Here is a 22,989-nt window from a genome sequence, read left to right as displayed (position 1 = left end):
GGATGCCTTCGCAATGATGGGCGGCTCTTGGTGCAAATAGGGCAGCTTCTGTTGCATATGTTACCCTCGGACCACCATGACGGAACAATCGGCATGGCGGACCACGCGGGCCGCGTTCGGGCCCAGCAGGTAATCGCTCAGTTCGGGACGGTGAGAGGCAAGAACGATCAGGTCGATCTCGGCCTTCCGCGAGAGGGTGATGATTTCATCATAGACCGAACCGGTGGCGACATGCAGGCGCAGACGCTCGGCAGGCAGCGCGATATCCGCGCCGACCTGTTCAAGCCTGTGTTTGACTGCTTCGGCATTCTTTTCGGCGAAATCCTCGGGGAAGATATTCGCGGCATAGCGGCCCAGCCGGGGGACCACCGAAAGGACGTGCAGCACCGCAGCATGGTCCCGAGCAAGTCGGACCGCAGTTTCGATAGCCCGCGAACTGGCCGTGACGGATTCGGGGTCAACCGGCAGCAGGATATCGTCATACATCTTCGGTCCTCCGTGCAACCCGCCCGCGCTGCAAGGCGATGATCATTGCGATGATGGCCAACAAGGGCAGCAGCAGCCAATTCGGATTGATCCGATCGACCGAGCGTTCCAGCGCCAGAATCTTCCAGTCGTAATCCAGCCCGCCTTTTTGCGCCTGACCGTCAAAGGCGAGATCGGTCACCAACAGCGCATCGCCTGCGGGTTCAATGCCAAGGCCAGCCGAGTCAAACAGCACATCCTCGGCGCTCTGCCCGCCCTCTCCGCTCAGCGTCAGAACCACGGTCTTCGAGATGGTTGCGCCAGAAAGGTTTTCACCTTCCGCAATCAGGCGCACATCGGTCTGGCCCTCCAGCCCATCCGCCAGTTGCAGCAACATCTTTGCAGGTTCACGTTCGAACGGAGGTTGCACCGCGTCCAATATGGCTGCGGGCCGCAACAGCAGGATGGCCACAACGACCAGAACTGCGGATTCCCACAAACGAGAGCGGGCAAAGAAATATCCTTGCGTTCCGGCAGCGAAGACAACCATTGCCACGATGGACGATCCGACAACCAGCCCCAGATGCCAGGCACTTTCCACGCCGATCAGCAACAGCGCCGGGTTCAGCACAAAGATGAATGGCAGGATCGCGGTCCGCAGACCGTAGACAAACGCAATCAGGCTGGTGCGCAACGGGTCTGAACGCGCCACGGCCGCACCGGCAAAGGCATCGATGGCGACTGGCGGCGTCGTGCCGGACAAAAGACCGAAATAGAACACGAACAGATGCACCGCGATGGGCGGCACATCGATCCCGTGCTCGGCGGCGAGGGTGACAAAGGGATTGGCCATGATCGCCGCGACGACGATGTAATTCGCCGTCGTCGGCAGGCCCATGCCCAGCACCACGCACATGCCCGCAGTCAGCAGCATCATCAGGAAAAAGCTGCCGCCGGACAGGGTCTGGATGATCTCGGTCATCAGCAACCCGAGTCCCGTGGCAGATACGACGCCGACGATGATCCCGGCGGCGGCCATGGCGACGGCGACGCCGGTCATGTTGCGCGCCCCCACGATCAGTCCGCTGACCAGATCCTCTGCTCCGGATTGCCAGAGCGCGGCCCCGACAGGCCGTCTATGTGCCAGCGCCAGAAGCGGTTTCTGGGTCAGCAGAAGGACAAAGATCGACAGGATCGCCCAGGATACCGACAGCGCGGGCGAGAAACGTTCGATCATCAGGCACCAGACCAGCACACCGATCGGCAGGATATAGGACAGTCCGGCCAGAAAGATCGGCAGCGCCGCAGGCACCTTGAGCAACGGTGCTTCAGGGTCGTCCACCTCGATTTCCGGGTAGCGGCGCGACACCCAGATCAGGCCGATATACAGCCCGGCCAGAAGCAGCACGGTCACGATCAGGGCGTTGTCACCGAACACGGCGCCGATTGCCTCGAACAGCAGATAAAGGCCAAAGCCGACACCGGACAGCAGGGTGATCGTCAGGATCGAGCGCATCAGCCGTTGCGTGCCGCTGTAGGTCACGGCGCGCTCCAGTACCGCCATGCGACCTTTCAGTGCCTCGATATGGACGATGCAATACAGGCCGAAATAGGAAATGAAGGCTGGGATGAAGGCATGGGTAATCACCTCGAAATAGCTGATGCCCACGAATTCGGCCATCAGGAAGGCGGCGGCCCCCATGATCGGTGGCATGATCTGACCGTTGATCGAGGACGAAACCTCGATGGCCCCGGCCTTTTCAGGCGAGAAGCCCACTCTTTTCATCAAAGGGATGGTGAAGGTGCCCGTTGTCACCACATTGGCAATGGCCGAACCCGAGATCATGCCTGTCAGGGCCGACGAAATCACCGCCGCCTTGGCCGGGCCGCCCCGCAGATGTCCCAGCAAACCGAAGGACAGCTGGATGAAATAGTTGCCCGCGCCCGCCTTGTCCAACAGGCTGCCAAACAGGACATACAGAAAGATGAACCCGCTGGAGACCCCCAGAGGCAGGCCAAAGACCCCTTCGGTCGACAGCCACATATGTTCGGTGAACCGGTTCAGGGACAGGCCGCGATGCGAGATGATTTCCGGCATATGTGGCCCGAGAAAGGCGTAGCCGATAAACACCAGCCCGATGATGACCATGGGCAGTCCCAGCGCGCGTCGGGTCGCCTCGAGCAGCAGGCCAAGCCCGGCGAAAGCGACAACGAATTCCAGCTGTGTCCGCGCCCCGCCTGACCGCAACACCACGCTTTCATAATTCACGACGGTATAAAAGCAGGTCGCGACCGCAATCAGGCACAATACGATATCAAGCGTCGGTATCCCGTCTTTTCGTGACCGGGCCGTTGCCGGAAAGGTAAGGAAGGCCAGTGCCAGCGCAAAGGCCAGATGTATCGACCGCTGCAGCGTATCGTTGAGAATGAGAAAATCGAACCAGAAGGGGAACGGCGAAGCGATCCACAATTGGTAAAGCGACCAGAGAAGCGCCACCCCGGCGATTGTCAGATGCGCCTTGCCAGTCAGGTTGCGCCCGCCCAGATCATTCTCTTCGATCAGCCGGGCATGGTCTGTTGTCGGTGCGGCTGGGATTTCCATGGCTTTCCTCTCGGAGAAAAAAGCTCCGGTATTCGGGCCGGAGCTCATTCAGGGCGATTTACTTGAGCAGACCGACTTCACGGAAATACCGTTCGGCGCCGGGATGATAGGGTGCCGTCCGCCCTGCGGTGGCCGCGGTTTCAATCTGAACCGCGCTATACATCGGCGACTGGGCCTTGAAGGCGTCGAAATCGTCGAACACCGCCTTGACCATCTGATAGGCCACCTCATCGGGTACATCGGCGCTGGCATTGATCGTCGCCGGCGTGCCCCAGGTCACGATCTCTGCATCCTGACCGCCATATGTGCCCGCCGGAATGACAACCTGGATCACATACGGCTTTTCGGCCATCATCTCTTTGACGACGTCATCATCCCATGAAATGACCTTGGCGTCGCAGGTGCTGGTGGCTTCGAGGATCGAGGCCGCGCCGACTGCGGTCGGATAGACAAAAGCGTCGATCTTGCCATCACACAGCGCCTGAGACTGCTCTTTCGAGGTCAGCTTGGTCTCCTGCTTGAAGAAGCTGTCCGCCTCCACACCGTAATAGCCGAGCATTTCATGGACCTGCGCCTCGGTGCCCGAACCCGCGTTTCCGGTATTCACGACCTTGCCTTCAAGATCCGCAAAGGTTTCGATGCCGGCATCGGCTCGTGTGACGATATGTGCGGCATCGGCATGCAGCGAGAACAGGAAGCGCAGCTTTTCGTTCTTGCCGTCTTCGGTAAACTGGTCGGTGCCATTCCAGGAATGGAACTGCCAGGCGGACATGGCGATGCCCACTTCCAGATCACCGACCTGAATCGAGCGCATATTGGCCACCGAGCCACCTGTCGATTCCACCGTGCAGCGGATATTGTGACCGTTGGCCTTGCGGCTCTTGTTCAGCACATTGCAGATGAAGCCTCCGGTCGGATAATAGCCGCCCCCGATCCCGGCGGTGCCGATATTGACATACTGGCGCTCCTGCGCGGCAGCACCTGTCGCGACAGTTGCGACCAGACTGGCCGCTGCAGCGAATTTTGTCAGTTTTCCCATGTTGGAAGGTCCTTTTCTGTTTTCTTGAATCGGAAGGTCGGGTCGTTCAGGCGCCTCTTCTCAGAAAGGCTGCGACCTCTTTTTGTGATGCTTCGATATGTTGACGCAGCGCCTGCACGGCGCCCTGGACATCCTGCTGTTCGCAAGCCTCCAGAATGACGTCATGCTCGCGCATCGGGCGTTCAAGACCGCTGGCCGTGGACACCAGCAGGCGCAGATACTGCCCAAGTCGATCCTGAAGGTCATTGATCATCGCCAGCAATGGCGGATTCCCGCAGGGCTCGTAGAGCATGTGGTGGAAACGCGCATTCATCGCGCTCCATTCCTCGACTTCGGTCCGCTGCGCATAGTCAGCCAGCAATTTGCGCATGTCGCGAAAATCGGAATCGATCATGTTGGGGATGGCAAGTTCCAGCGCCCGGCTCTCCAGGGCGACACGGATATCCAACAGCTGCAGGATTTCCTTCTCGGAATACTGCCGCACGGACGCGCCCTTGTTCTTTTCGAAAGTGACAAGGTTTTCGACCTGCAGTCGCCGAAGCGCCTCACGCACCGGGATCTTGCTGACACCGAACCGCTTGGCAAGCTCGTCCTGGCGAAGCGGTGACCCCGGCTTGATCTCGCCAGACAGGATCAGGGCTCGAACCTCATCATAAATGGGATCTGCGGCACTTGAGGGCATGTAGGCTCCACGACAAAAGCGACAACTTCGGATTTCATCCTTGCAAATCGTATACTATTTTGTCAACTTATAATCCGAAGTGATTGCAGCCAATCCGCCTGACCCTTTGCGAACGGCCTGAAAAACCTGGGATAATTGTCCAATGAGCTCTCCATCCACCATCGTCATCGGCACCGGAATTGTCGGGATCGCCACCGCCTATTATCTTGCAAAAAACCATGGGCAGACCGCGATAACCCTGATCGACCGCGACCAGCCAATGGCGTTTACATCGGCTCAATCCGGGGAAAACTATCGCAACTGGTGGCCGCATCCGACGATGGTGGCCTTTACCAATCGCAGCACCGATCTGATGGAAGAGATCGCCCGCGACAGCGGCAATCGCATCAACATGAACCGCCGGGGCTATGCGCTGGCGACCCGCAGCGCTGATATTGATGAACTGGTGACCCAGTTGCATGACGGGCTGGGCGATCGTGCCAAAGACCTGCTGCGCTATCATACCGCCGATCATTCGGCGACCTATGCGCCCTTTGACAAATCCGACTGGGAAGAGGTGCCCGATGGGGTCGATATCGTTCAGAACCAGACCCTGATCCGTGAACGTTTTTCCAGCTATGATCCGGAAATCCGCAGTGTCATTCACATCCGGCGTGGCGGAGATATCAGCGGGCAACAATTGGGCATGTATATGCTGGACTACCTCAATTCGGTCGGCGTGAAGCGCGTCATCGGAGAGGTTCGCGATATTGCGCATCAGGACGGATATCAGGTCGAGCTGGCAACCCCTTCGGGGAACTCGACCCTGACAGCAGATCAGGTCGTCAATGCGGCCGGTCCATTTGCGGACAGGATTGCCAAGATGCTGGGCATCGATCTTCCGGTTAACAATGTCTTCCAGCAAAAGATCGCCTTTGAAGACCGAAAGGGCGTCATACCCCGTTCCATGCCGTTTTCCATCGATCTGGACGGCCAGAAGATCGACTGGACCGACACTGAACGCGACATGCTTCTGGAAGACCCGGATTTCGCCTGGTTGGCGGGCGACATGCCGGGCGCCATCCATTGCCGTCCCGACGGTGGTGACAATGGCAAATGGGTGAAGCTCGGCTGGGCCTATAATGAAACCCCGGCCACGGCCACCTGGGAGCAGCAGCTTGACGAGAACTTTCCCGATATCGTGTTGCGCGGCGCGGCGCGGCTGAACCCGGCGCTGAAGGCCTATTACGGTCAGTTGCCGCGCAACATGCATCATTACGGCGGCTGGTACACGATGACCGAGGAAAACTGGCCGCTGATCGGTCGCATGGGCCCCGAAGGAACCTTCATGAACTGTGCCCTGTCCGGATTTGGTACCATGGCAGCCTGCGCGGCGGGCGAGCTTTGTGCAGCTACCATTGCCGGGGCCGCCCTACCTGATTATGCGGCGGATTTTTCGATGGCCCGCTATGACGACAAAGATCTGATGACAGCCCTGCGTGCCGCCAACAAAGGGGTGCTGTGATGCAGGTGATCCTGCTTGCCGGTGCGGGTCGCATGGGCTCCGCCCTGTTGCGTGGCTGGATCGAGACCATGGGGGCCGGCTATCACTTTGTCGCCCTTGATCCCCATGCCGGCCCGTCCCTTGCCGATATCGGCGCAGAACCTGCGCCCGGCAGCCGTTTCAGCCATGCCTCTACAATTCGGGACCTGCCTTCCGGTTTGCGCCCGCAAGTGATCGTCCTGGCCACCAAACCGCAATCAATCGGCGATGTCATCGCAGATCTGAGAGACCGTATTGATGCCGAAACCGTCCTGGTTTCCATTGCAGCAGGCAGATCGATCCGGTCGATCAGCAAGGCCGCCGGGACGGGATCGCCGGTCATCCGTGTCATGCCCAATATCGGTGCATCGGTCGCCCGCGCCGTCTCGGCCGGTTTTGCATCGACAGGGACGACATCCCGGCAGAAGACACTTGTCGAAAGGCTCTTTACCTCGGTGGGCCAGATGACATGGCTTGAAAAGGAAGAGCATCTGCATCTGGTGACGGCGGTATCGGGCAGTGGTCCGGCCTATTATTTCGCCTTTTGCGAGGCCATGATCGCAGCGGCTGAAGCCGAAGGACTCTCATCCGAGACTGCCCGTGCGCTCGCCATCGGCACGGTGACTTCAGCGGGCCAATTGCTGGCCTGCCACCCCGACCCGGCGCATCTGAGGGCAACCGTCACCAGCCCGAACGGCACCACCGCTGCGGGATTGGCCAGCCTGCTGTCTCATGGAGTGCTGGAGAAGCTGTCACGAGATACGATCAGCGCCGCCGCCCGGCGCTCGCGAGAATTGTCCCAGGACCCTGAAAAAAGAGGAAACTGCGAATGAAGGTACTTGTACCGGTAAAGCGGGTCATTGATTACAACGTCAAGGCCCGTGTCAAGGCTGACGGATCGGGTGTTGATCTTGCGAATGTGAAGATGTCGATGAACCCGTTTGACGAGATTGCCGTGGAAGAGGCGATCCGTCTGAAGGAGAAGGGCGTCGCCACGGAGGTTGTCGCGGTCAGCATCGGCGTCAAGCAGGCGGCCGAGACCCTGCGCACGGCCCTTGCGATGGGGGCCGACCGTGCCATCCTGGTGATTGCGGCCGATGACGTGCATACCGATATCGAGCCTCTGGCGGTGGCCAAGATCCTCAAGGCGGTGATCGACGAAGAGGCACCGGGCCTGGTGATCGCCGGCAAGCAGGCGATCGACAACGACATGAACGCGACCGGCCAGATGCTGGCGGCGCTGCTGGGCTGGGGTCAGGCGACCTTTGCCAGCAAGCTGGAGATCGAGGGCGATGCCGCCAGGGTCACCCGCGAGGTCGATGGCGGCCTGCAGACCATCGAGGTCCGGCTTCCGGCCATCGTCACCGCCGACCTGCGCCTGAACGAGCCGCGCTATGCCAGCCTGCCCAACATCATGAAGGCCAAGAAGAAGCCGCTGGAGGAAAAGACCGCCGCGGATCTGGGCGTCGATGTGACCCCGCGCCTTGCCGTGGTCAACACGCGCGAGCCCGAGGGCCGCAAGGCCGGCATCAAGGTCGGCTCGGTCGATGAACTGGTATCGAAACTGAAAGAAGCGGGGGTTGTGTGATGGCTGTTCTGTTGCTGGGTGAAGTCACGAATGGCGAGCTGAACCGCGATGCCACCGCCAAGGCGGTCGGCGCGCTGAAATCCCTGGGCGATGTGACGGTGCTCTGCGCCGGGGCCTCGGCACAGGCCGCGGGCGAGGCGGCTGCCACGATCGAGGGCGTGGCAAAGGTCCTGGTGGCCGAGGATGCGCTCTATGGTCATCGCCTGGCCGAGCCCGCCGCCGCGCTGCTGGTCAGCCTTGCGGGTGATTACGACCATATCGCCGCACCGGCCACGACCGATGCCAAGAACATCATGCCCCGCGTCGCGGCGCTGCTGGACGTGATGGTGATCTCGGATGTCTCGGGCGTGGTGGATGGCGAGACCTTCGAGCGCCTGGTCTATGCCGGCAATGCCATCCAGACGGTGAAATCGGCGGATGCGAAGAAGGTTCTGACCGTGCGCACGGCCAGCTTTGACGCCGCCGGTGACGGCAGCGCGGCGCCGGTCGAAGCCGTGGCCGCGGCGGGCGATCCGGGCCTGTCCAACTGGGTTGCCGACGAGGTGGTCACCAGTGACCGCCCCGAGCTGACCTCGGCGGGTCGCGTGGTGTCGGGCGGTCGCGGCGTCGGCTCGAAAGAGGATTTCGCGATCATCGAGAAACTGGCCGACAAGCTGGGCGCGGCGGTCGGTGCCTCGCGCGCGGCGGTCGATTCCGGCTATGCGCCCAATGATTATCAGGTCGGCCAGACCGGCAAGGTCGTCGCCCCCGAGCTTTACGTCGCCGTGGGCATCTCGGGCGCGATCCAGCACCTGGCGGGCATGAAGGACAGCAAGGTCATCGTCGCCATCAACAAGGACGAAGAAGCCCCGATCTTCCAGGTCGCGGACTACGGACTCGTCGGTGACCTCTTCTCGACTGTCCCGGAACTGACCGACAAGCTGTAAACAGCCGATCAATCCGGCATTTCAACCGCCCCGATGTTTCGGGGCGGTTTTGCATTGCGACGACCCGCGCCCCGCCCACCCGACAACCGTCGGGAAAGCCGCAACAACTGATCAGTCCGGATGACCTTTGGATCTGCCGATGTCTGCAAATTCTCTCTGGATACCCGACTCTTCTTGCCACAAACGGGCAAGGATCGGGGCCAATGCCAACAGGCGACGACACGCGCCGCAGTGATACGCACCCGTCCTTCCGGCCGGGCATTTTTCCTGCGGCGGCCAGCGGTCACCTGCGCTGCACAAACAGTCCGGGCATGCGACAAGCCCCGATCATGAACTCCAGACGTCGAAACTTCCCTTTCACATGAACCGGGGCCCCATGCATGGGCTGCTTCACGATCGATATCTGGCTGGTATTTTGGTCCTGCAGTCCGCCTGCAGGACCAATTGGAGATCAATCCCACAGGGGAGCGAGCGTTTCAGGGTTGACCATCCTTCCATCAGGGGCGCCGAGGGCATCGATTCTGGAGACCTCGCCTGCGCTCAGCACGATTTCGGCGGCACGGAGGTTGCCGGCCAGCCGGTTCTTGTTGCTCGTCCGGGGAAGCGCGATGCTCATCGGGCGCGTCAGGATCCAGGCCAGGGCAATCTGGGCCGGGCTTGCATCATGCGCGGCGGCAATCTCGCGCAGGGTGCTGTTTTCCATGACCTTGCCTTGTGCCAGTGGCGAGTAGGCTTCGACCGGTATGCCCTTGCTGGCGAGGTGGGCGATCATCCGTGTCTGGTCGATCAGCGGATGCAGTTCGATCTGGTTGGCGGCCAGTGGCGTGTTCAAGGCAGTCTGCGCCTGATCGACCATGTCGATGGTGAAATTCGACACGCCCCCATGGCGGACCTTGCCCGCAGCGATCAGATCGTTCAGCGCGCCGATGGTGTCGGAAATCGGGACTTCTTTTGAGGGCCAGTGCAGGAGCAGCAGGTCCACATAGTCTGTTCCCAGTCGTTTCAGAGATGCATCGGCGGCAGCGATGAAAGCCTTCGGCGCAAAGTGCTCGGGCAGGATCTTGGTGGTGAGGAACACTTCATCGCGGCGGATATCGGCGCGGCGCAAACCTTCGCCGACCTGCGTTTCGTTGTCATAGGCTTGAGCGGTGTCGATATGGCGGAACCCTTCGGAAAGGGCCGCGGCGACCATGTCGGCCACGGTATCTTGCGCAAGTTGAAAGGTGCCGAAACCCATGGACGGTATCTTGGCGGGGCCGACAAGAGTGATACACATTGTGCTGTCTCCATTGTATTTTCTTGCGCGAACTCTGGCATGACCTGTTCGGACATCTCGGTCAGAACGTCTTCGATTTCGCGTTGCGATTGGCGCAGGTTGAAGGCGATGTGGGCGACCCCTGCAGCGTGCAGGGAACGCACGTGAGTAGTGAGAGCATTGCGGCCGATGCAGCCCCCGAACTGGATCGGCCGGAAGGGCGCGTCGGGATCAGGATCAAGGTCCAGATGCATGGCGGTCAGAACCGGCGCGGGGGGAAGGCCCGCATCGTTGCGGGCCTGACGCCACATCGACAGGCGGCGTTCGGCCTGATCAGGAGGACCGGGATAGGTGAACCAGCCGTCCAATGTGCGGGCGATCCATTGCAGGCTTTGCTGGCCCATTCCGGCCATGACCATCGGGATGCCCTCCGGCACATAGGGGCGCACGGTAACGGGGCCTTGCGGCCCTTGCAGTGCATTGCCTGCCCAGAGGTTGCGCATCTGGGCAACGCGATCGCGCAGGGTGGCTCCGCGGGCCTCATAGTCGAGCCCCATGAGCGGGTATTCCACCGGACGGTCGCCCGACGCGATACCAAGGATAAACCTCCCGCCAGACAGATGGTGCAGGCTGGCCGTCATCTTGGCCAGCAGGATCGGATCGCGCAGCGGCAGGACGATACCGGCAGTGCCAAGCGCAATGCGCCGCGTGCGGCCTGCAAGAAAGCCGAGATAGGGAAACGGGTCGAAAACCTGCCCTGCATCCCCGAAGCCCGGATCGTGAACCGGCACGTCCCGCAGCCAGACGGCATCAAAGCCAAGGCTCTCGGCCAGTTCCACGCCCTTGGCGGGGGCCGAGATGTCAGGCACGCCGAAGGGGCGGCCTTCGATGCGGGCGCGGCGTTGCCCGGCTTCAGTCCAGTCGCGATCCAGTGGCAATTCAATGCCAAAGCTCATGCGGTCTTTGCAGATCAATTTTAGCGCAGACATGATACGAACCTCCAGTTCAATGATTTGTCCCGCCGGACCAAAGATGCGGCGGGGCAAGCGAGGTCATTCAGCAGCGACTGCTTGGGGCACTGCCGCGTTCAGGCGACCTGAAAGGCGCACGAGGACGATCCCGACAACCACCACTCCGGCAGCGATGTAAGGGGCAGCGGCAAGGCCGATGCCTTCGACCACAAGTCCACCGACCCATGCGCCCCCGGCAATGCCAAGGTTGAAGGCACCGATGTTCAGACCCGAGGCCACATCGACCGCTCCGGGCGAGACTTCACGCGCGATTTGCACGACATAGGATTGCAGCGGCGGCACATTGGCGAAGGCAAAGCCACCCCAGAAGGCCGCAACCGCGATGGCCGCAATCGGACTGGTGAGAAACGCCCCGAGTGCAACAAGCGATACGGCCAGACCTGCAAAGATGATGGTTAGTGCAGGCACGGCACCGATACGATCGGAGAGCTTGCCACCCGCGATATTGCCCACGGCAACAGAAGCCCCATAGAGCAGCATCACAAAGCTGATGGCACCTGCGGAAAGGCCGGTGACTTCGCTCAGCATCGGCGCCAGGAAGGTAAAGGCGATGAAGTTGCCGCCATATCCGATAGCCGTGATCAGATAGACCAGCAGAAGCCGTGGCGAGGTCAGCACCTGCAACTGCGCTTTGATGCCTGCCGATGCGGCCTTGGTCAGATTGGCCGGCACCAGCACAGCAGAGGCGATGAAACCGATCACGCCAAGCGCGACAACGCCGAGGAAGGTCGATTGCCAACCGAAGTTCTGGCCGATGAATGTCCCCAGGGGCACACCAGTCACCAGCGCGACCGTCAGGCCCAGGAACACCAGCGCAATGGCCGAGCTTTCCTTCTCGGGCTCCACAAGATCGGTGGCAATCGTCGAGGCGATGGCAAAGAACACCCCATGCGCCAGGCCGGTGATGAAGCGTGCGGCGACAAGGCTGCCGTAGTCCGGCGCAAAGGCCGCATAGCCATTGCCGAGGATGAACAGCCCCAGCAATAGCAGCAAGAGCGTCTTGCGCGGTATCCGGTCGGCCATGGCCGTCAGCACCGGCGCACCAATGGTCACGCCAAGGGCATAAAGGCTGACCAGCAGGCCGGCCGAAGGGATCGACACGCCCAGATCGGCGGCGATGGTGGGAAGCAGACCGACGATAACGAACTCGGTTGTTCCGACGGCGAAAGCGCTGATGGTCAGCGCCCATAAGGCAAGTGGCATCGGTTCTCTCCATGAATTTGATGTCGACGCCGTATATGCCAGCCGCTATCTTTTGCGAGAACAGACAGGTTTGGAATGGATCATTGCAGAAACTGCACGAATTGCCGCGTATCGCAGATCTCGCTGCCTTTGTCGGGATTGTCGATGATGGCGGTTTTGCCGAATCCGCCCGGCGCAGGGGGGTGTCGGCCTCGACGCTCAGCCGGTCCGTCACGCGGCTGGAAGAGCAGTTGAAAGTCACTTTGCTGCGGCGCACAACGCGCTCCATCGAGATCACGCCCGAAGGCGCTGCCGTGCTGGCCGCGGCGCGCGAGATCCTGGACCGCAGCGAAGCCCTGCAAGAGATCGCAACCAGTGGACAGGCCCCCGCGGGACCTTTGCGCGTGAATGCGCCTGTGCCCTATGTCCTGCATGTCCTTGCGCCGCGCCTTGCCGAGTTCCGCGCGAAATACCCCGACATCCAGTTGTCCATCGACATGACCGATACGCTGGTGGATCTGATCGGAAGCCATGCGGATGTTGCCATCCGGCTGGGCCAGCTACCCGACAGCGACATGTTGCACCGCCACTTGGGGCGTGCGGCCTGGAAACTGGTGGCCTCTCCGGACTATCTGGATCGCAAGGGCTGGCCCAAAACGCCGGCCGACCTTGCACAGCTGGAGCAGGTGCGCTTCGCGGCACCAGATCATATCAACACGCTGCGCTTTGCTGGTCTGCCCACCCCCGTGACGGTGCCCCCCGCCGTAACCGCGAGCAATGGAGAGGCCGTGCGCCAAATGGTGCTGGGCGGCCTGGGCATCGCGCGGTTTTCCGATTTCATGATCGCAGACGACATCGAGGCCGGGCGTTTGGTTGAGCTGTTTCCCGGCCAGCTCGACGTTTCCCCTTTGAATATCTCAGCGCTGTACCTTACCCGCGTCTCGGGCCTTCGGCGACTGGGGGTCTTTCTTGATTGGATAAGGACGATTAGTAGAGGTTGAGTTAGGCGAGTGCCCTTTCAGCATGGGCATTGCCACATTGACACGGTCCCGTTGGAAGCGTTGGAGATTTTGCGCAGTTGCTGCGCATGAGCATGATCACCAGCGATAAGCGCCACCGTTTTCCACCAGAGATCATCGCGCACGGGGTTTGGCTGTACGTCCGTTTCAGCCCCTCCTTGCGCGAAGTCGAGGAAATTCTCCTGAAGCGTGGCATTGATGTTTCCTGCGAAACGATCCGGCGTTGGGTGGCGAAATTCGCCCCGCAGATCGCCCGAAACCTGCGCCGGCGGCAGGTGCCTCCGGGGGATGTCTGACATCTCGACGAAGTTGTGGCGATGATCTCGGGGCGGAAATCCTGGCTCTGGTGCGCGGTTGACCAAGAGGGGTTCGTTCTGGAGGAAATCCTGTAATCCAAGCGCGACAAGCGTGCCGCAAAGCGTCTGTTGAAAGCGCTGATCAAGCGGTTCGGCCTGCCCGAACGGATCGTCACGGCCAAGCTGCGCTCCTTCGGTGCGGCCAGACGCGAGATCGCGCCCGGACTTGAACATCGCTCCCACAAAGGCCTGAACAATCGGGCCGAGAACAGCCATTTGCCGTTTCGAAAACGAGCGCGGTGCATGCAAGGCTTACGCTCTCCGGGCGGGTTGCAACGGTTTGTGACATGCCAGTCTGCCGCCAGAAACCGCTTCTCAATGCCTGCCCGCCGCCGCTTCGCGATCTGCGACCCGAATTTGTCCACCCATGCCCGGATCGCCTCATAGCTCACCACGATATGGGGCATGATCGGCGAAAAGTTTGCAACACCACCTCACAAAGCCCGTATAGGATAGGTCTGTCACGAGCAAGAGGACGTCCGCTCAGACCCCGATTTGCGCAACAAGGTCATCGAACAATGATGTTACGGTGCGTATTCACTCCATCAAGGTCAATTCTTCCGCAAAGCGCTTCCAGTTTGAGACATAGTTGCTGGCTGGTTTCTTGAGAGCCTCCATGGCCCCGGGAGACAAGGGACGAATCACCTTTGCCGGGCTGCCCATGACCAGAGATCCGTCGGGAATTTCCTTTCCTTCGGTGACCAGAGCCCCCGCGCCGATCAGGCAGTTTTTCCCGATCCTTGCACCGTTCAAGACAATCGAGCCCATGCCTATCAACGTGCCGTCACCGATCGTGCAGCCATGAACGATTGCGCGATGACCTACTGTAACGCGGGTGCCGATGATGACGGGGAAACCGGGGTCGGCATGAACCATTGCATGTTCTTGAATGTTCGAGCCATCGCCGATGATCAGCGGTTCCTTGTCGCCGCGCAACACGGCGCCGAACCAGATGCCGACATCACGGCCCAGGCTGACATCGCCGATCACATGGGCTGACGGCGCGATCCAATATGTATCGGGACCGGCGGTGCGGGGACTTGTCTGTCCAAGGGAATATAGCGGCATCAGATCGGCTTCCTTTCGGTTGTTCCGAGGTTTGGGTCAGATGAATGCGGGTCAAGGCGCATGAATGCCGACAGGTCGGGGCGAGCCAGGCTTCGATTGATCACCTTGTCCTGCCCGTCGACGCGGGGGTTTGATAGCATGACACAGGAATATTATATTCAACATATATATGTTTATATTTCATCAATCCTTGGCATCGCCGGATGCATCCGGGTTGACCGGACGGCGCCCTGTCGGCTTTCGCCGTGCCGGCACATGGCAGAACAGCGCAATCAGGCCCTTGCTGGCCCATGCAACTGTCCCGCCAGGCGATATTTTCGAACTGTTCCGGCGATCAGTTGACGATCGTGGCCGTTGTTGCGTTGCGCAATTCTTCCTCGGTGACGCCATCGGCCAGTTCGACGATCTTCAGGCCGCCCTCGACGACATCCAGGACGCCCAGATTGGTGATGATGCGATCGACGACGCCCTTGCCGGTCAGCGGCAGGGTGCATTCCTTCAGCAGCTTGGATTCGCCGGCCTTGTTGGTGTGGTCCATCACCACGATCACGCGCTTGACGCCCGCGACCAGATCCATCGCGCCGCCCATGCCCTTGACCAGCTTGCCCGGGATCATCCAGTTCGCCAGATCACCGTTTTCGGCCACTTCCATCGCGCCCAGGATCGCCGCCGCGATCTTGCCGCCGCGGATCATGCCAAAGCTGGTGGCGCTGTCGAAATAGGAGGTGCGCGGCAGCTCGGTGATGGTCTGCTTGCCGGCATTGATCAGGTCGGGATCCTCTTCGCCCTCATAGGGAAAGGGCCCCATGCCCAGCATGCCGTTTTCCGACTGCAGGGTGATGTCCTTGTCGCCGGTATAATTGGCCACCAGCGTCGGAATGCCGATGCCCAGGTTCACATACATGCCGTCTTCAAGTTCCTCGGCGGCGCGGGCCGCCATCTGGTCACGATCCCATGCCATATCAGGCCTCCTCACGCTTGCGGGTGGTGACTTTCTCGATCCGCTTCTCATGCTCGCCCTGAATGATGCGATGCACATAGATGCCGGGCAGATGGATGTGGTCGGGGTCAAGGCTGCCGGGCTTGACGATCTCTTCGACCTCGACCACGCAGACCTTGCCGGACATCGCGGCGGGCGGGTTGAAGTTGCGCGCGGTCTTGCGGAACACCAGGTTGCCGGTCTCATCGGCCTTCCAGGCCTTGACGATGGCCAGATCGGCGACGATCCCGCGTTCAAGGATATATTCCTCGCCGTCGAAGATCTTGACTTCCTTGCCCTCGGCGATCTGCGTGCCGACGCCGGTCTTGGTGTAGAAACCGGGGATGCCGCAGCCGCCGGCGCGCATGCGTTCGGCCAGAGTGCCCTGGGGGTTGAATTCCAGCTCCAGCTCGCCCGAAAGATACTGGCGCATGAATTCGGCGTTCTCACCCACATAGGACGAGATCATCTTCTTGATCTGCTTGGTGTCCAGCAGCTTGCCCAGTCCGAAACCGTCAACACCACAGTTGTTGCTGGCGATCGTCAGATCCTTCACGCCGCTGTCGACAATGGCATCGATCAGCAATTCCGGGATGCCACAAAGGCCGAACCCTCCGGCCGAGATGAACATCCCGTCCTTCAAGAGACCATCAAGGGCCGTATCAGGACTTGCGTAAATCTTGTTCATGCGATTTCTTTTCCTTCAGTTTCAGTCATTGGTCTTTTCGCGTTGATCGGCTCGACCGGGGCATATCGCGCTGTCCGATATCCTCCGTCGGGCGCATGGAGATGTTGCCGGTGGCCTAGAGGCCGGACGTGTCCATGACGACGTCTGCAAGATCCGATGCCTATCGGTATGGAATTGTATCGCCATCCTATCCTGCGCCCCGCCCCTGAGATCCATGCGGGCCGCCCGGGCCGAATCAGACATATGCTGCGCAGGGGTTGCCGTCGTGGCAAACAAGGACCTATATATATATAGGTTTTGATCTTTCCTGAACTGAGCGAGGTATGCGGTGGTGTCCCTGCAATCCATGCGACGGGCGAATGTGCCCCTGCACGTCGAGGTCGCGTCGCTGTTGCGACACAGGATCCTCAGCGGTGAATTGACGGCCGGAGAAAGGCTGCCGTCGCTGGTCGAGCTTGCCAAGACCTTTGGCGTGACCAGCCTGACGGTGCGGCAAGCCATGAACACGCTGGACGAAGAGGGGCTGATCGAACGCGCCTCGGGCCGTGGCACCTTCGTCAAGAAGGTCGAGATCAAGCCGCGACGGGTCTTTTCGGTCAAGTCGGATCTGTCACAGCTGATGGGTGGAGACAAACCCCTGGAGGTCGTGCTGAGCACAGATACCAGTTTCGATGACGATGTCATCGTCGATGGCACCCGCTTCAAGCGCCTGAAACGGCGGCATGAGGTTGGCGGAAAGCCCTTCTGCATGCTGGATGTGCATCTGAACAAGGACATTTACGAAATTGCTCCCGAGCGGTTCGACAAGGAATTGATTGTCCTTGCACTGAAAGATCTTGGCATTGCCCTTGGCTCGGCCACCCAGACGGTCGCACTGTCGTCTGCCGATCTGGAAATGGCCGAGGGCCTGGACGTCGATGTGAACTCTCCGGTGTTCAAGGTCGTCCGAAAGGTGAATGATCAAGAAGGTCGGCTGATCTATTTCGCCGATCTGATCTACCCCGGTGATGCATTGGAGTTCCGGATCGACTTCACCGGACAATGACCGGCGGCGTCATGACACAGTCATGCCGCCATCAATCACAATCGTCTGGCCGGTGATCATCGGAGCGCCTGTCAGCAAATAGACGATGGTCTGGGCGACATCTTCGGCCTGAACGTGCCGCTTGATCAGCATCTTGTTCAGCGCCGCCTGCTTGCGCTCTTCGGGCCAGTTCTGGGTCCAGGGGGTCGCGACCTGCCCCGGCGCGACGGCATTCACGCGCACATCCGGTGCCAGTCCCCGCGCCAGCGACCGCGTCACGCTCACCACGCCCGACTTGCTGGCGGCATAGGGGGTGCTGCTGCCCTGCAGGCCCATCCCGGCGGTCGAGGCGGTGTTGACGATGGCACCGCCCGCCGCACGCAACGCAGGGGCCGCCGCCTTGGCACAGCGAAAGACCCCGATCAGATTTGTGTTCAGCAGTGCCATCCACAAGCCTTCGCTGATCTGGTCCAGATCGGACGGTGGAATCGGGTCACGGGTGCCCGAGATCCCGGCATTGTTCACCAGATAGTCCAGCCGCCCCAGTTCCTTTACCGCGGCATGCACCATGTCTTCGGCACCGCCCGGCTCCGAAACATTGCCCGGTGCCGAGATCACGTCCAGACCTTGATCGCGCAGGCGCTGAACCTGTTCAGGTCCCTGAGGGTCTTCCTCAAGGTGGTTCATCGCCACCCGGATTCCCATTCGCGCCAGCCTGGTGACCGTGGCCAGGCCGATGCCGGACGCCCCCCCGGTGACCAGGGCGGTCCGTCCGGTTTCTACTAGATTGGTCATCGTCTTCTCCCATTTTCGGAATGCAGTGGAACCAGCCGGGCCAGAGGGCGGTGCGCGGCAAAAACATGCGGTTCGCCCGTCTGCCCGTTTGACAAACATTAAAACATATAGTAGTTTATAACAACAACAATTTGAAGGCTGTGCAGATCTTCAGGATCTGCGCCACCCCAACCAAGGACGCCGGCGCATGCGCGGCGAAGAAAAGGACGAACGTCTTGGCCAAGAAAACCATTATGACCTGCGCCGTGACCGGAAATGGCACCATGCCGTCCCAGAACGAGAACCTGCCGGTCACTCCGGTCGGCATCGCGCAAGCCGCCATCGACGCGGGCAAGGCCGGGGCCGCGATCGCGCACATCCATGTGCGCGACCCGGAAACCGCGAAAGGCTCGATGGATCTGAACCTTTACCGCGAAGTTGTGGGCCGCATCCGCGACGCGGGATCTGACATCGTGATCAACCTGACCACCGGCGAGGGCCAGCGCTTTGTTCCCAGCGAAGAAGACCCCAGCATTGCCGGGCCGGGCACCACGCTGTGTCACCCCAGCCTGCGATCCGCACATGTAAAGGCGCTGCGACCCGAAATCTGCACGCTGGATTTCAACACCATGGTCAACAAGACCTGGACCGTCATCAACACACCCCCGACGCTGAAGGTGATGGCCGATATCGCAAATGAAGCCGGCACCAAGCCCGAGATCGAAATCTTCGATTCAGGCGACCTGAACATGGCCAAGGATTTCATCGCCAAGGGCATCCTGAAATCACCCGCCATGTTTCAGTTCGTCATGGGCATCAATTTCGGCGCGGCGGCGAATTATCAGACCCTTGCCTATCTGATCTCGCAACTGCCCGAGAACAGCGAATGGGCTGCCTTCGGCATCGGCAAGAACGCCTTTCGCATGATGGCGCTGTCCTATCTGATGGGCGGGCATGTCCGCGTCGGCATGGAGGACACGGTCTATATCGACAAGGGCGAGCTGTGCAAAAGCAATGCGCAACTGGTCGAAAAGGGAATCGGCATCGTCGAATCCCTTGGCGGCACGATGGCGACTCCCGCCGAGGCGCGCGAGATCCTTGGGCTGAAACAGCTTTGAGATTGGCGGGCCCCGCCTGACATGGGGCCCATCATTTTCCAATCAGCTTCGGGGAGAGCATATGGAAGCGGATTTCATCATCGTCGGCGCGGGATCTTCGGGCTGCGTTCTGGCCAATCGTCTGAGTCAGAACCCCAACAACAAGGTCCTGTTGGTAGAGGCGGGCGGGCGCGACAGCTATCCCTGGATTCACGTGCCTGCAGGATATTTCAAGACCATGAACAACCCCGGCTATGACTGGTGCTACAAGACCGAGCCCGTGCCGGGCCTGAAGCGCAAGGTCATCAACTGGCCGCGCGGCAAGGTGCTGGGCGGATCCTCGGCGCTGAACGGTCTGCTGTATGTGCGCGGGCAGGCACAGGATTACGACCGCTGGCGGCAGATGGGCAATATCGGCTGGGGCTGGGACGATGTTCTGCCCTATTTCAAGCGCGCCGAGGGCAACGAACGTGGCGGTGATGCGCTGCATGGTGGCGATGGGCCACTGGCGGTGTCCGACCCGCGCTATACCCATCCGATCTGTGACGCCTGGATCGCAGCGGCGCAACAGGCGGGCTATCGGGCGAATGACGACATCAACGGCATCACGCAGGAAGGTGTCGGCTATTACCAGCTGACCGTCCGCAACGGGCGTCGTTGCAGTGCCGCCGTCGCCTATCTGCAACCGATCCGGCGCCGCCCCAATCTGAACATTCTGACCCGCGCCCAGGTGCACAAGATCGTGCTCGAGGGCAAGCGCGCCGTCGGTGTTGAAATCACTGATCGGGCGGGGCAGGTCCAAACGCTGACGGCACGCCGCGAGGTGATCCTGTCATCGGGTGCTGTCGGCTCGCCCCAGATCCTGATGCTGTCGGGAATCGGCGATGACGCGGAACTGCGCAAGGCTGGCGTCCGGCCCCACCATCACCTGCCGGGCGTCGGCAAGAACCTGCAGGACCATCTGCAGGCCCGCACGACCTTCAAGACCCGCAACAAGACCGTCAATGACGAGGTGCGCAGCCTTGTCGCCAAGATGAAGACGGCGGCGCGATACGGGTTGAAGCGGAACGGCCCGATGACAATGGGCGCCAGCATGGTCGCAGGCTTCCTGCGCAGTTCGCCCGATGAAGAGACGCCCGATATCCAGTTCCACATCAACCCATGGTCGGCCGACAGCCCCGCCGAGGGCGTGCATCCCTTTTCGGCATTCACTGCCACGGTCTGCGTGCTGCGCCCGAGCAGCAAGGGCGAGATCACGTTGGCCGGCCCCGATCCGCTGGCCGCGCCAAAGATTCAGCCAAACTATCTGGCGACCGAGGATGACTGCCGCCGCACTGTCGAGGGGGTGCGCATCTCCCGCAGGATCGCCCGGCAGGCAGCGCTGGCATCGGAGATCATCGAGGAATTCCGTCCGCCGCAGGATTTGGACCTGGACGATTACGACGCGGCACTGGACTGGGTGCGCGGGAATTCGACCACCGTTTATCACCCTGCAGGCACCTGCAAGATGGGCAAGGACCAGACCTCCGTCGTCGATGAACGCCTGCGGGTGCATGGCATCCAGGGGCTTCGCGTCGTCGATTGCTCGATCATGCCGGAGATCGTGTCGGGGAACACCAACGCTCCGGCGGTGATGGTCGCCGAGAAGGCCAGCGACATGATCCTCGATGATGCCCGCCAGACGGGCGGCAGAAAGTGTATAGGATGACCGATTTAACCAATACTGAACTGCAAGTTGAGCTGACGGCGGTCGAGGTGCGCCTTGTCCGCACTCCGGTATCGACCCCGGTGCGGACCTCGTTCGGGATCATGCATGACCGCCCCACCCTGCTGGTCCGCGTGACCGATGCCTCGGGCGTTCAAGGCTATGGCGAGGTCTGGTGCAATTTTCCCGTCTGCGGGGCGGAGCACCGCGCCAAGCTGGTCGAAACCGAAGTCGGGCCGCGCATCATTGGGCAGGAATTCCCGGAACCTCAGACTTGCTATGCCGCAATGAATGCCAAGCTGCATATCCTGCGCCTGCAAACCGGAGAGCCGGGCCCGATCGCCCAAGCCATCGCGGGTGTCGATATCGCGATCTGGGACATGGTCGCCAAACGGGCAGGCCTTCCACTCTACAAGCTGCTTGGCGCAGAGACTGACCGGATTCCCGCCTATGCCAGCGGCATCAATCCGGTCGGGGTGCTGGATACCGTCACCCGCGCCCGCAAGGCGGGACATCGCAATTTCAAGCTGAAGGTCGGCTTTGGCGATCAGACCGACCGAACCAATGTCTCCGCGCTTGCCGCCGATCTGCGCCCCGGTGAGGGGTTCATGCTGGACGCCAATCAGGGTTGGTCACCCGATCAGGCTGCGGAGGCGCTGCGCTGGATCGAGGGCTACAAACCGCGCTGGATCGAAGAGCCCATGCCCGTCGATACCGACATCACCGTCTGGGACGCGCTGAAGGCGGGCACAGCGGTCCCGATTGCGGGCGGCGAGAATTTTCTGACCCGCGCGGAATATGATCGGGTCACCGACGGAAAATGGCTGGATTTCGTCCAGCCTGACATCGCCAAATGGGGCGGCTTTTCCGAATGCCTGCCGGTCGCACGCAGCCTTGTGCGGGCGGGGCTGACCTATTGCCCGCATTCTCTGGGTGGAGGTATTGCGCTGGCGGCCTCGGCGCATCTGCTGGCCGCAGCGGGCGGAGCTGGCCTGCTGGAATGCGATGCGAATGAGAACGATTTTCGCGACGAAGTCTTTGCACCGGACCTGCAGGAGGGTTGGGTCACCCTGCCCGATCTGCCCGGACTTGGCGTCAACGAGACGGCTCTGGAACGGCAATTCGCCTGAACTGATCCAGACCACGCATGGAGAGGGGGGCCGATTGTTCGGCCCCCTTGCCTGTTGGTCAGATCCGTGTTGCAGGTTTGCAAGGGCCTTTCCGTCGGCAACCCGCCGACGGCAGGACCATCAGGCCTTGATTGCTCCGTCGACGACAAATTCATGTCCGCTGCAATAGCTGGAATCCTCTGACGCCAGGAACAGGACCATCCGCGCGACCTCGATCACATCGGCGGTGCGGCCCATCGGCACCTTGGCCACCAGTTCTTCGCGCGGCACGCCATGACCGTCCAGCATCGGCGTGTCGATAAAGCCGGGGTGCACCGAATTGACGCGGATATTGCTGGGGCCCAGTTCGACCGCGGCCGATCTGGTCATGCCGCGCACCGCCCATTTCGTTGCACAATAGGCATGCGCCTTGGCCGAGGTCAGCCCCGCGATCGACGAGATATTGACGATGCTGCCTGCTTGCCTCTCTTTCATGGCAGGGGCCACGGCACGCATGCCAAGGAAAACGCCTGTCTGGTTGATCGCGACGGACTGGTTCCAGACTGACAGATCTGTTTCCTCCAGCGTAAGCACGCGAAATATCCCGGCATTGTTCACCAGGACGTCGATCCGGCCATGGAGCTGCAAGGTGGTCTCGACGACGCGCGCCCAGTCCTGCTCTAGGCTGACATCATGGGGCAGAAAGGTGCAATCCCTGCCCAGCCGCGCGGCGGTCGCCTGCCCGGCCTCGGCGTTGATATCGGTGATGACGACCTTCGCGCCCGCCTTGATGAAAAGCTCTGCCTCGACGGCCCCCTGTCCGTTTGCGCCGCCGGTGATGATGGCGACCTTGTTGTCCAACCTGTTCATGAAGCTTC

At 61.0% G+C, this 22,989-nt stretch carries 20 protein-coding genes and 2 pseudogenes; 10 read left to right on the top strand and 12 right to left on the bottom strand.

Annotated elements, in window-relative coordinates:
• Positions 1-60 precede the first annotated feature (60 nt).
• From JHW44_RS17190 to JHW44_RS17175, 4 genes are read right to left on the bottom strand one after another with little or no spacing between them, the layout of a single operon-like run.
• Positions 61-486 carry a universal stress protein gene (locus JHW44_RS17190; protein WP_089346156.1) on the bottom strand — a complete coding sequence of 142 codons (426 nt, stop codon included), beginning with the start codon at positions 484-486 and terminating at the stop codon, positions 61-63.
• Positions 479-3,067 (bottom strand): TRAP transporter permease, encoded by a 2,589-nt coding sequence (locus tag JHW44_RS17185; RefSeq protein ID WP_089346157.1) that lies wholly within the window; start codon positions 3,065-3,067, stop codon positions 479-481. The genes JHW44_RS17190 and JHW44_RS17185 overlap by 8 nt, the downstream gene beginning before the upstream one ends.
• Positions 3,068-3,125: 58 nt before the next feature.
• Positions 3,126-4,106, bottom strand: coding sequence for a TAXI family TRAP transporter solute-binding subunit (locus JHW44_RS17180; RefSeq protein ID WP_089346158.1), 981 nt, complete (start codon positions 4,104-4,106; stop codon positions 3,126-3,128).
• Between the two features lie 46 nt (positions 4,107-4,152).
• Positions 4,153-4,788, bottom strand: coding sequence for a GntR family transcriptional regulator (locus JHW44_RS17175; RefSeq protein WP_089346159.1), 636 nt, complete (start codon positions 4,786-4,788; stop codon positions 4,153-4,155).
• A 142-nt stretch (positions 4,789-4,930) separates the two neighbouring features.
• Between JHW44_RS17175 and JHW44_RS17170 the strand changes: the two genes are divergently transcribed.
• From JHW44_RS17170 to JHW44_RS17155, 4 genes are read left to right on the top strand one after another with little or no spacing between them, the layout of a single operon-like run.
• On the top strand, positions 4,931-6,292 hold the full coding sequence (locus tag JHW44_RS17170) for an NAD(P)/FAD-dependent oxidoreductase (protein WP_089346160.1): 1,362 nt from the start codon (positions 4,931-4,933) through the stop codon (positions 6,290-6,292).
• Positions 6,292-7,143, top strand: coding sequence for a pyrroline-5-carboxylate reductase (gene proC, locus JHW44_RS17165; RefSeq protein WP_089346161.1), 852 nt, complete (start codon positions 6,292-6,294; stop codon positions 7,141-7,143). The genes JHW44_RS17170 and proC overlap by 1 nt, the downstream gene beginning before the upstream one ends.
• Positions 7,140-7,898 (top strand): electron transfer flavoprotein subunit beta/FixA family protein, encoded by a 759-nt coding sequence (locus JHW44_RS17160; RefSeq protein WP_272850295.1) that lies wholly within the window; start codon positions 7,140-7,142, stop codon positions 7,896-7,898. Before proC ends, JHW44_RS17160 begins: the two co-directional genes overlap by 4 nt.
• Entirely contained in the window at positions 7,898-8,824 is a 927-nt protein-coding gene (locus JHW44_RS17155; RefSeq protein WP_272850361.1) for an electron transfer flavoprotein subunit alpha/FixB family protein, read from the top strand. The genes JHW44_RS17160 and JHW44_RS17155 overlap by 1 nt, the downstream gene beginning before the upstream one ends.
• A 451-nt stretch (positions 8,825-9,275) precedes the next feature.
• Here JHW44_RS17155 and JHW44_RS17150 read toward each other — a convergent pair whose 3' ends face one another.
• From JHW44_RS17150 to JHW44_RS17140, 3 genes and pseudogenes are all read right to left on the bottom strand, one after another.
• On the bottom strand, positions 9,276-10,061 hold the full coding sequence (locus JHW44_RS17150) for an aldo/keto reductase (RefSeq protein WP_245847496.1): 786 nt from the start codon (positions 10,059-10,061) through the stop codon (positions 9,276-9,278).
• Between the two features lie 128 nt (positions 10,062-10,189).
• Positions 10,190-11,035 (bottom strand): annotated as a pseudogene (locus tag JHW44_RS17145) (LLM class flavin-dependent oxidoreductase); the annotation flags it as partial.
• A 96-nt stretch (positions 11,036-11,131) separates the two neighbouring features.
• Positions 11,132-12,313, bottom strand: coding sequence for an MFS transporter (locus JHW44_RS17140; RefSeq protein WP_089346187.1), 1,182 nt, complete (start codon positions 12,311-12,313; stop codon positions 11,132-11,134).
• An 83-nt stretch (positions 12,314-12,396) separates the two neighbouring features.
• On the opposite strand from JHW44_RS17140, the gene JHW44_RS17135 reads away from it, so the two are divergent.
• Together JHW44_RS17135 and JHW44_RS17130 are read left to right on the top strand one after the other, a co-directional pair.
• The gene (locus JHW44_RS17135; RefSeq protein ID WP_089346188.1) at positions 12,397-13,293 is read left to right on the top strand and encodes a LysR family transcriptional regulator; all 897 of its coding nucleotides are present in this window, start codon (positions 12,397-12,399) and stop codon (positions 13,291-13,293) included.
• Between the two features lie 92 nt (positions 13,294-13,385).
• Positions 13,386-14,054, top strand: a pseudogene (locus JHW44_RS17130) (IS6 family transposase).
• 150 nt (positions 14,055-14,204) lie between these two features.
• On the opposite strand, the gene JHW44_RS17125 reads toward JHW44_RS17130, so the two are convergent.
• The 3 genes from JHW44_RS17125 to JHW44_RS17115 all read right to left on the bottom strand — a co-directional run bounded on the left by JHW44_RS17125 (position 14,205) and on the right by JHW44_RS17115 (position 16,402).
• Positions 14,205-14,735, bottom strand: coding sequence for a gamma carbonic anhydrase family protein (locus JHW44_RS17125; protein WP_089346189.1), 531 nt, complete (start codon positions 14,733-14,735; stop codon positions 14,205-14,207).
• Positions 14,736-15,069: 334 nt separating this feature from the next.
• Complete coding sequence (locus JHW44_RS17120; RefSeq protein WP_272850360.1) at positions 15,070-15,696, bottom strand: CoA transferase subunit B; 627 nt, start codon at positions 15,694-15,696, stop codon at positions 15,070-15,072.
• A gap of 1 nt (position 15,697) precedes the next feature.
• The gene (locus JHW44_RS17115) at positions 15,698-16,402 is read right to left on the bottom strand and encodes a CoA transferase subunit A (RefSeq protein WP_272850359.1); all 705 of its coding nucleotides are present in this window, start codon (positions 16,400-16,402) and stop codon (positions 15,698-15,700) included.
• Positions 16,403-16,733: 331 nt separating this feature from the next.
• Here JHW44_RS17115 and JHW44_RS17110 point away from each other — a divergent pair, with 331 nt between their 5' ends.
• Positions 16,734-17,447 carry a GntR family transcriptional regulator gene (locus JHW44_RS17110; protein WP_143811484.1) on the top strand — a complete coding sequence of 238 codons (714 nt, stop codon included), beginning with the start codon at positions 16,734-16,736 and terminating at the stop codon, positions 17,445-17,447.
• 9 nt (positions 17,448-17,456) lie between these two features.
• Here JHW44_RS17110 and JHW44_RS17105 read toward each other — a convergent pair whose 3' ends face one another.
• Positions 17,457-18,221, bottom strand: coding sequence for an SDR family NAD(P)-dependent oxidoreductase (locus JHW44_RS17105; protein WP_089345548.1), 765 nt, complete (start codon positions 18,219-18,221; stop codon positions 17,457-17,459).
• 215 nt (positions 18,222-18,436) lie between these two features.
• On the opposite strand from JHW44_RS17105, the gene JHW44_RS17100 reads away from it, so the two are divergent.
• The 3 genes from JHW44_RS17100 (at position 18,437) to JHW44_RS17090 (ending at position 22,132) form a co-directional block, all read left to right on the top strand.
• Positions 18,437-19,318, top strand: coding sequence for a beta-keto acid cleavage family enzyme (locus tag JHW44_RS17100; protein WP_218822608.1), 882 nt, complete (start codon positions 18,437-18,439; stop codon positions 19,316-19,318).
• A 61-nt stretch (positions 19,319-19,379) separates the two neighbouring features.
• The gene (locus JHW44_RS17095) at positions 19,380-21,005 is read left to right on the top strand and encodes a GMC family oxidoreductase (protein WP_089345550.1); all 1,626 of its coding nucleotides are present in this window, start codon (positions 19,380-19,382) and stop codon (positions 21,003-21,005) included.
• Entirely contained in the window at positions 21,002-22,132 is a 1,131-nt protein-coding gene (locus tag JHW44_RS17090; RefSeq protein WP_089345551.1) for a mandelate racemase/muconate lactonizing enzyme family protein, read from the top strand. Before JHW44_RS17095 ends, JHW44_RS17090 begins: the two co-directional genes overlap by 4 nt.
• A gap of 120 nt (positions 22,133-22,252) precedes the next feature.
• Here the strand turns inward: JHW44_RS17090 and JHW44_RS17085 are convergent, their stop codons facing one another.
• Positions 22,253-22,981 carry an SDR family NAD(P)-dependent oxidoreductase gene (locus JHW44_RS17085; protein ID WP_089345552.1) on the bottom strand — a complete coding sequence of 243 codons (729 nt, stop codon included), beginning with the start codon at positions 22,979-22,981 and terminating at the stop codon, positions 22,253-22,255.
• Positions 22,982-22,989 lie beyond the last annotated feature (8 nt).

Source organism: Paracoccus seriniphilus, from assembly GCF_028553745.1.
Lineage (GTDB): Bacteria > Pseudomonadota > Alphaproteobacteria > Rhodobacterales > Rhodobacteraceae > Paracoccus > Paracoccus seriniphilus.
This window is presented reverse-complemented; position numbering and strand designations above follow the sequence as displayed.

Coding starts and splice junctions, on each gene's coding strand:
- JHW44_RS17190 (WP_089346156.1), bottom strand. CDS start 486: ATGTATGACGATATCCTGCTGCCGGTTGACCCCGAATCCGTCACGGCC.
- JHW44_RS17185 (WP_089346157.1), bottom strand. CDS start 3,067: ATGGAAATCCCAGCCGCACCGACAACAGACCATGCCCGGCTGATCGAA.
- JHW44_RS17180 (WP_089346158.1), bottom strand. CDS start 4,106: ATGGGAAAACTGACAAAATTCGCTGCAGCGGCCAGTCTGGTCGCAACT.
- JHW44_RS17175 (WP_089346159.1), bottom strand. CDS start 4,788: ATGCCCTCAAGTGCCGCAGATCCCATTTATGATGAGGTTCGAGCCCTG.
- JHW44_RS17170 (WP_089346160.1), top strand. CDS start 4,931: ATGAGCTCTCCATCCACCATCGTCATCGGCACCGGAATTGTCGGGATC.
- proC (WP_089346161.1), top strand. CDS start 6,292: ATGCAGGTGATCCTGCTTGCCGGTGCGGGTCGCATGGGCTCCGCCCTG.
- JHW44_RS17160 (WP_272850295.1), top strand. CDS start 7,140: ATGAAGGTACTTGTACCGGTAAAGCGGGTCATTGATTACAACGTCAAG.
- JHW44_RS17155 (WP_272850361.1), top strand. CDS start 7,898: ATGGCTGTTCTGTTGCTGGGTGAAGTCACGAATGGCGAGCTGAACCGC.
- JHW44_RS17150 (WP_245847496.1), bottom strand. CDS start 10,061: ATGGGTTTCGGCACCTTTCAACTTGCGCAAGATACCGTGGCCGACATG.
- JHW44_RS17140 (WP_089346187.1), bottom strand. CDS start 12,313: ATGCCACTTGCCTTATGGGCGCTGACCATCAGCGCTTTCGCCGTCGGA.
- JHW44_RS17125 (WP_089346189.1), bottom strand. CDS start 14,735: ATGCCGCTATATTCCCTTGGACAGACAAGTCCCCGCACCGCCGGTCCC.
- JHW44_RS17120 (WP_272850360.1), bottom strand. CDS start 15,696: ATGGCATGGGATCGTGACCAGATGGCGGCCCGCGCCGCCGAGGAACTT.
- JHW44_RS17115 (WP_272850359.1), bottom strand. CDS start 16,402: ATGAACAAGATTTACGCAAGTCCTGATACGGCCCTTGATGGTCTCTTG.
- JHW44_RS17105 (WP_089345548.1), bottom strand. CDS start 18,221: ATGACCAATCTAGTAGAAACCGGACGGACCGCCCTGGTCACCGGGGGG.
- JHW44_RS17095 (WP_089345550.1), top strand. CDS start 19,380: ATGGAAGCGGATTTCATCATCGTCGGCGCGGGATCTTCGGGCTGCGTT.
- JHW44_RS17090 (WP_089345551.1), top strand. CDS start 21,002: ATGACCGATTTAACCAATACTGAACTGCAAGTTGAGCTGACGGCGGTC.
- JHW44_RS17085 (WP_089345552.1), bottom strand. CDS start 22,981: ATGAACAGGTTGGACAACAAGGTCGCCATCATCACCGGCGGCGCAAAC.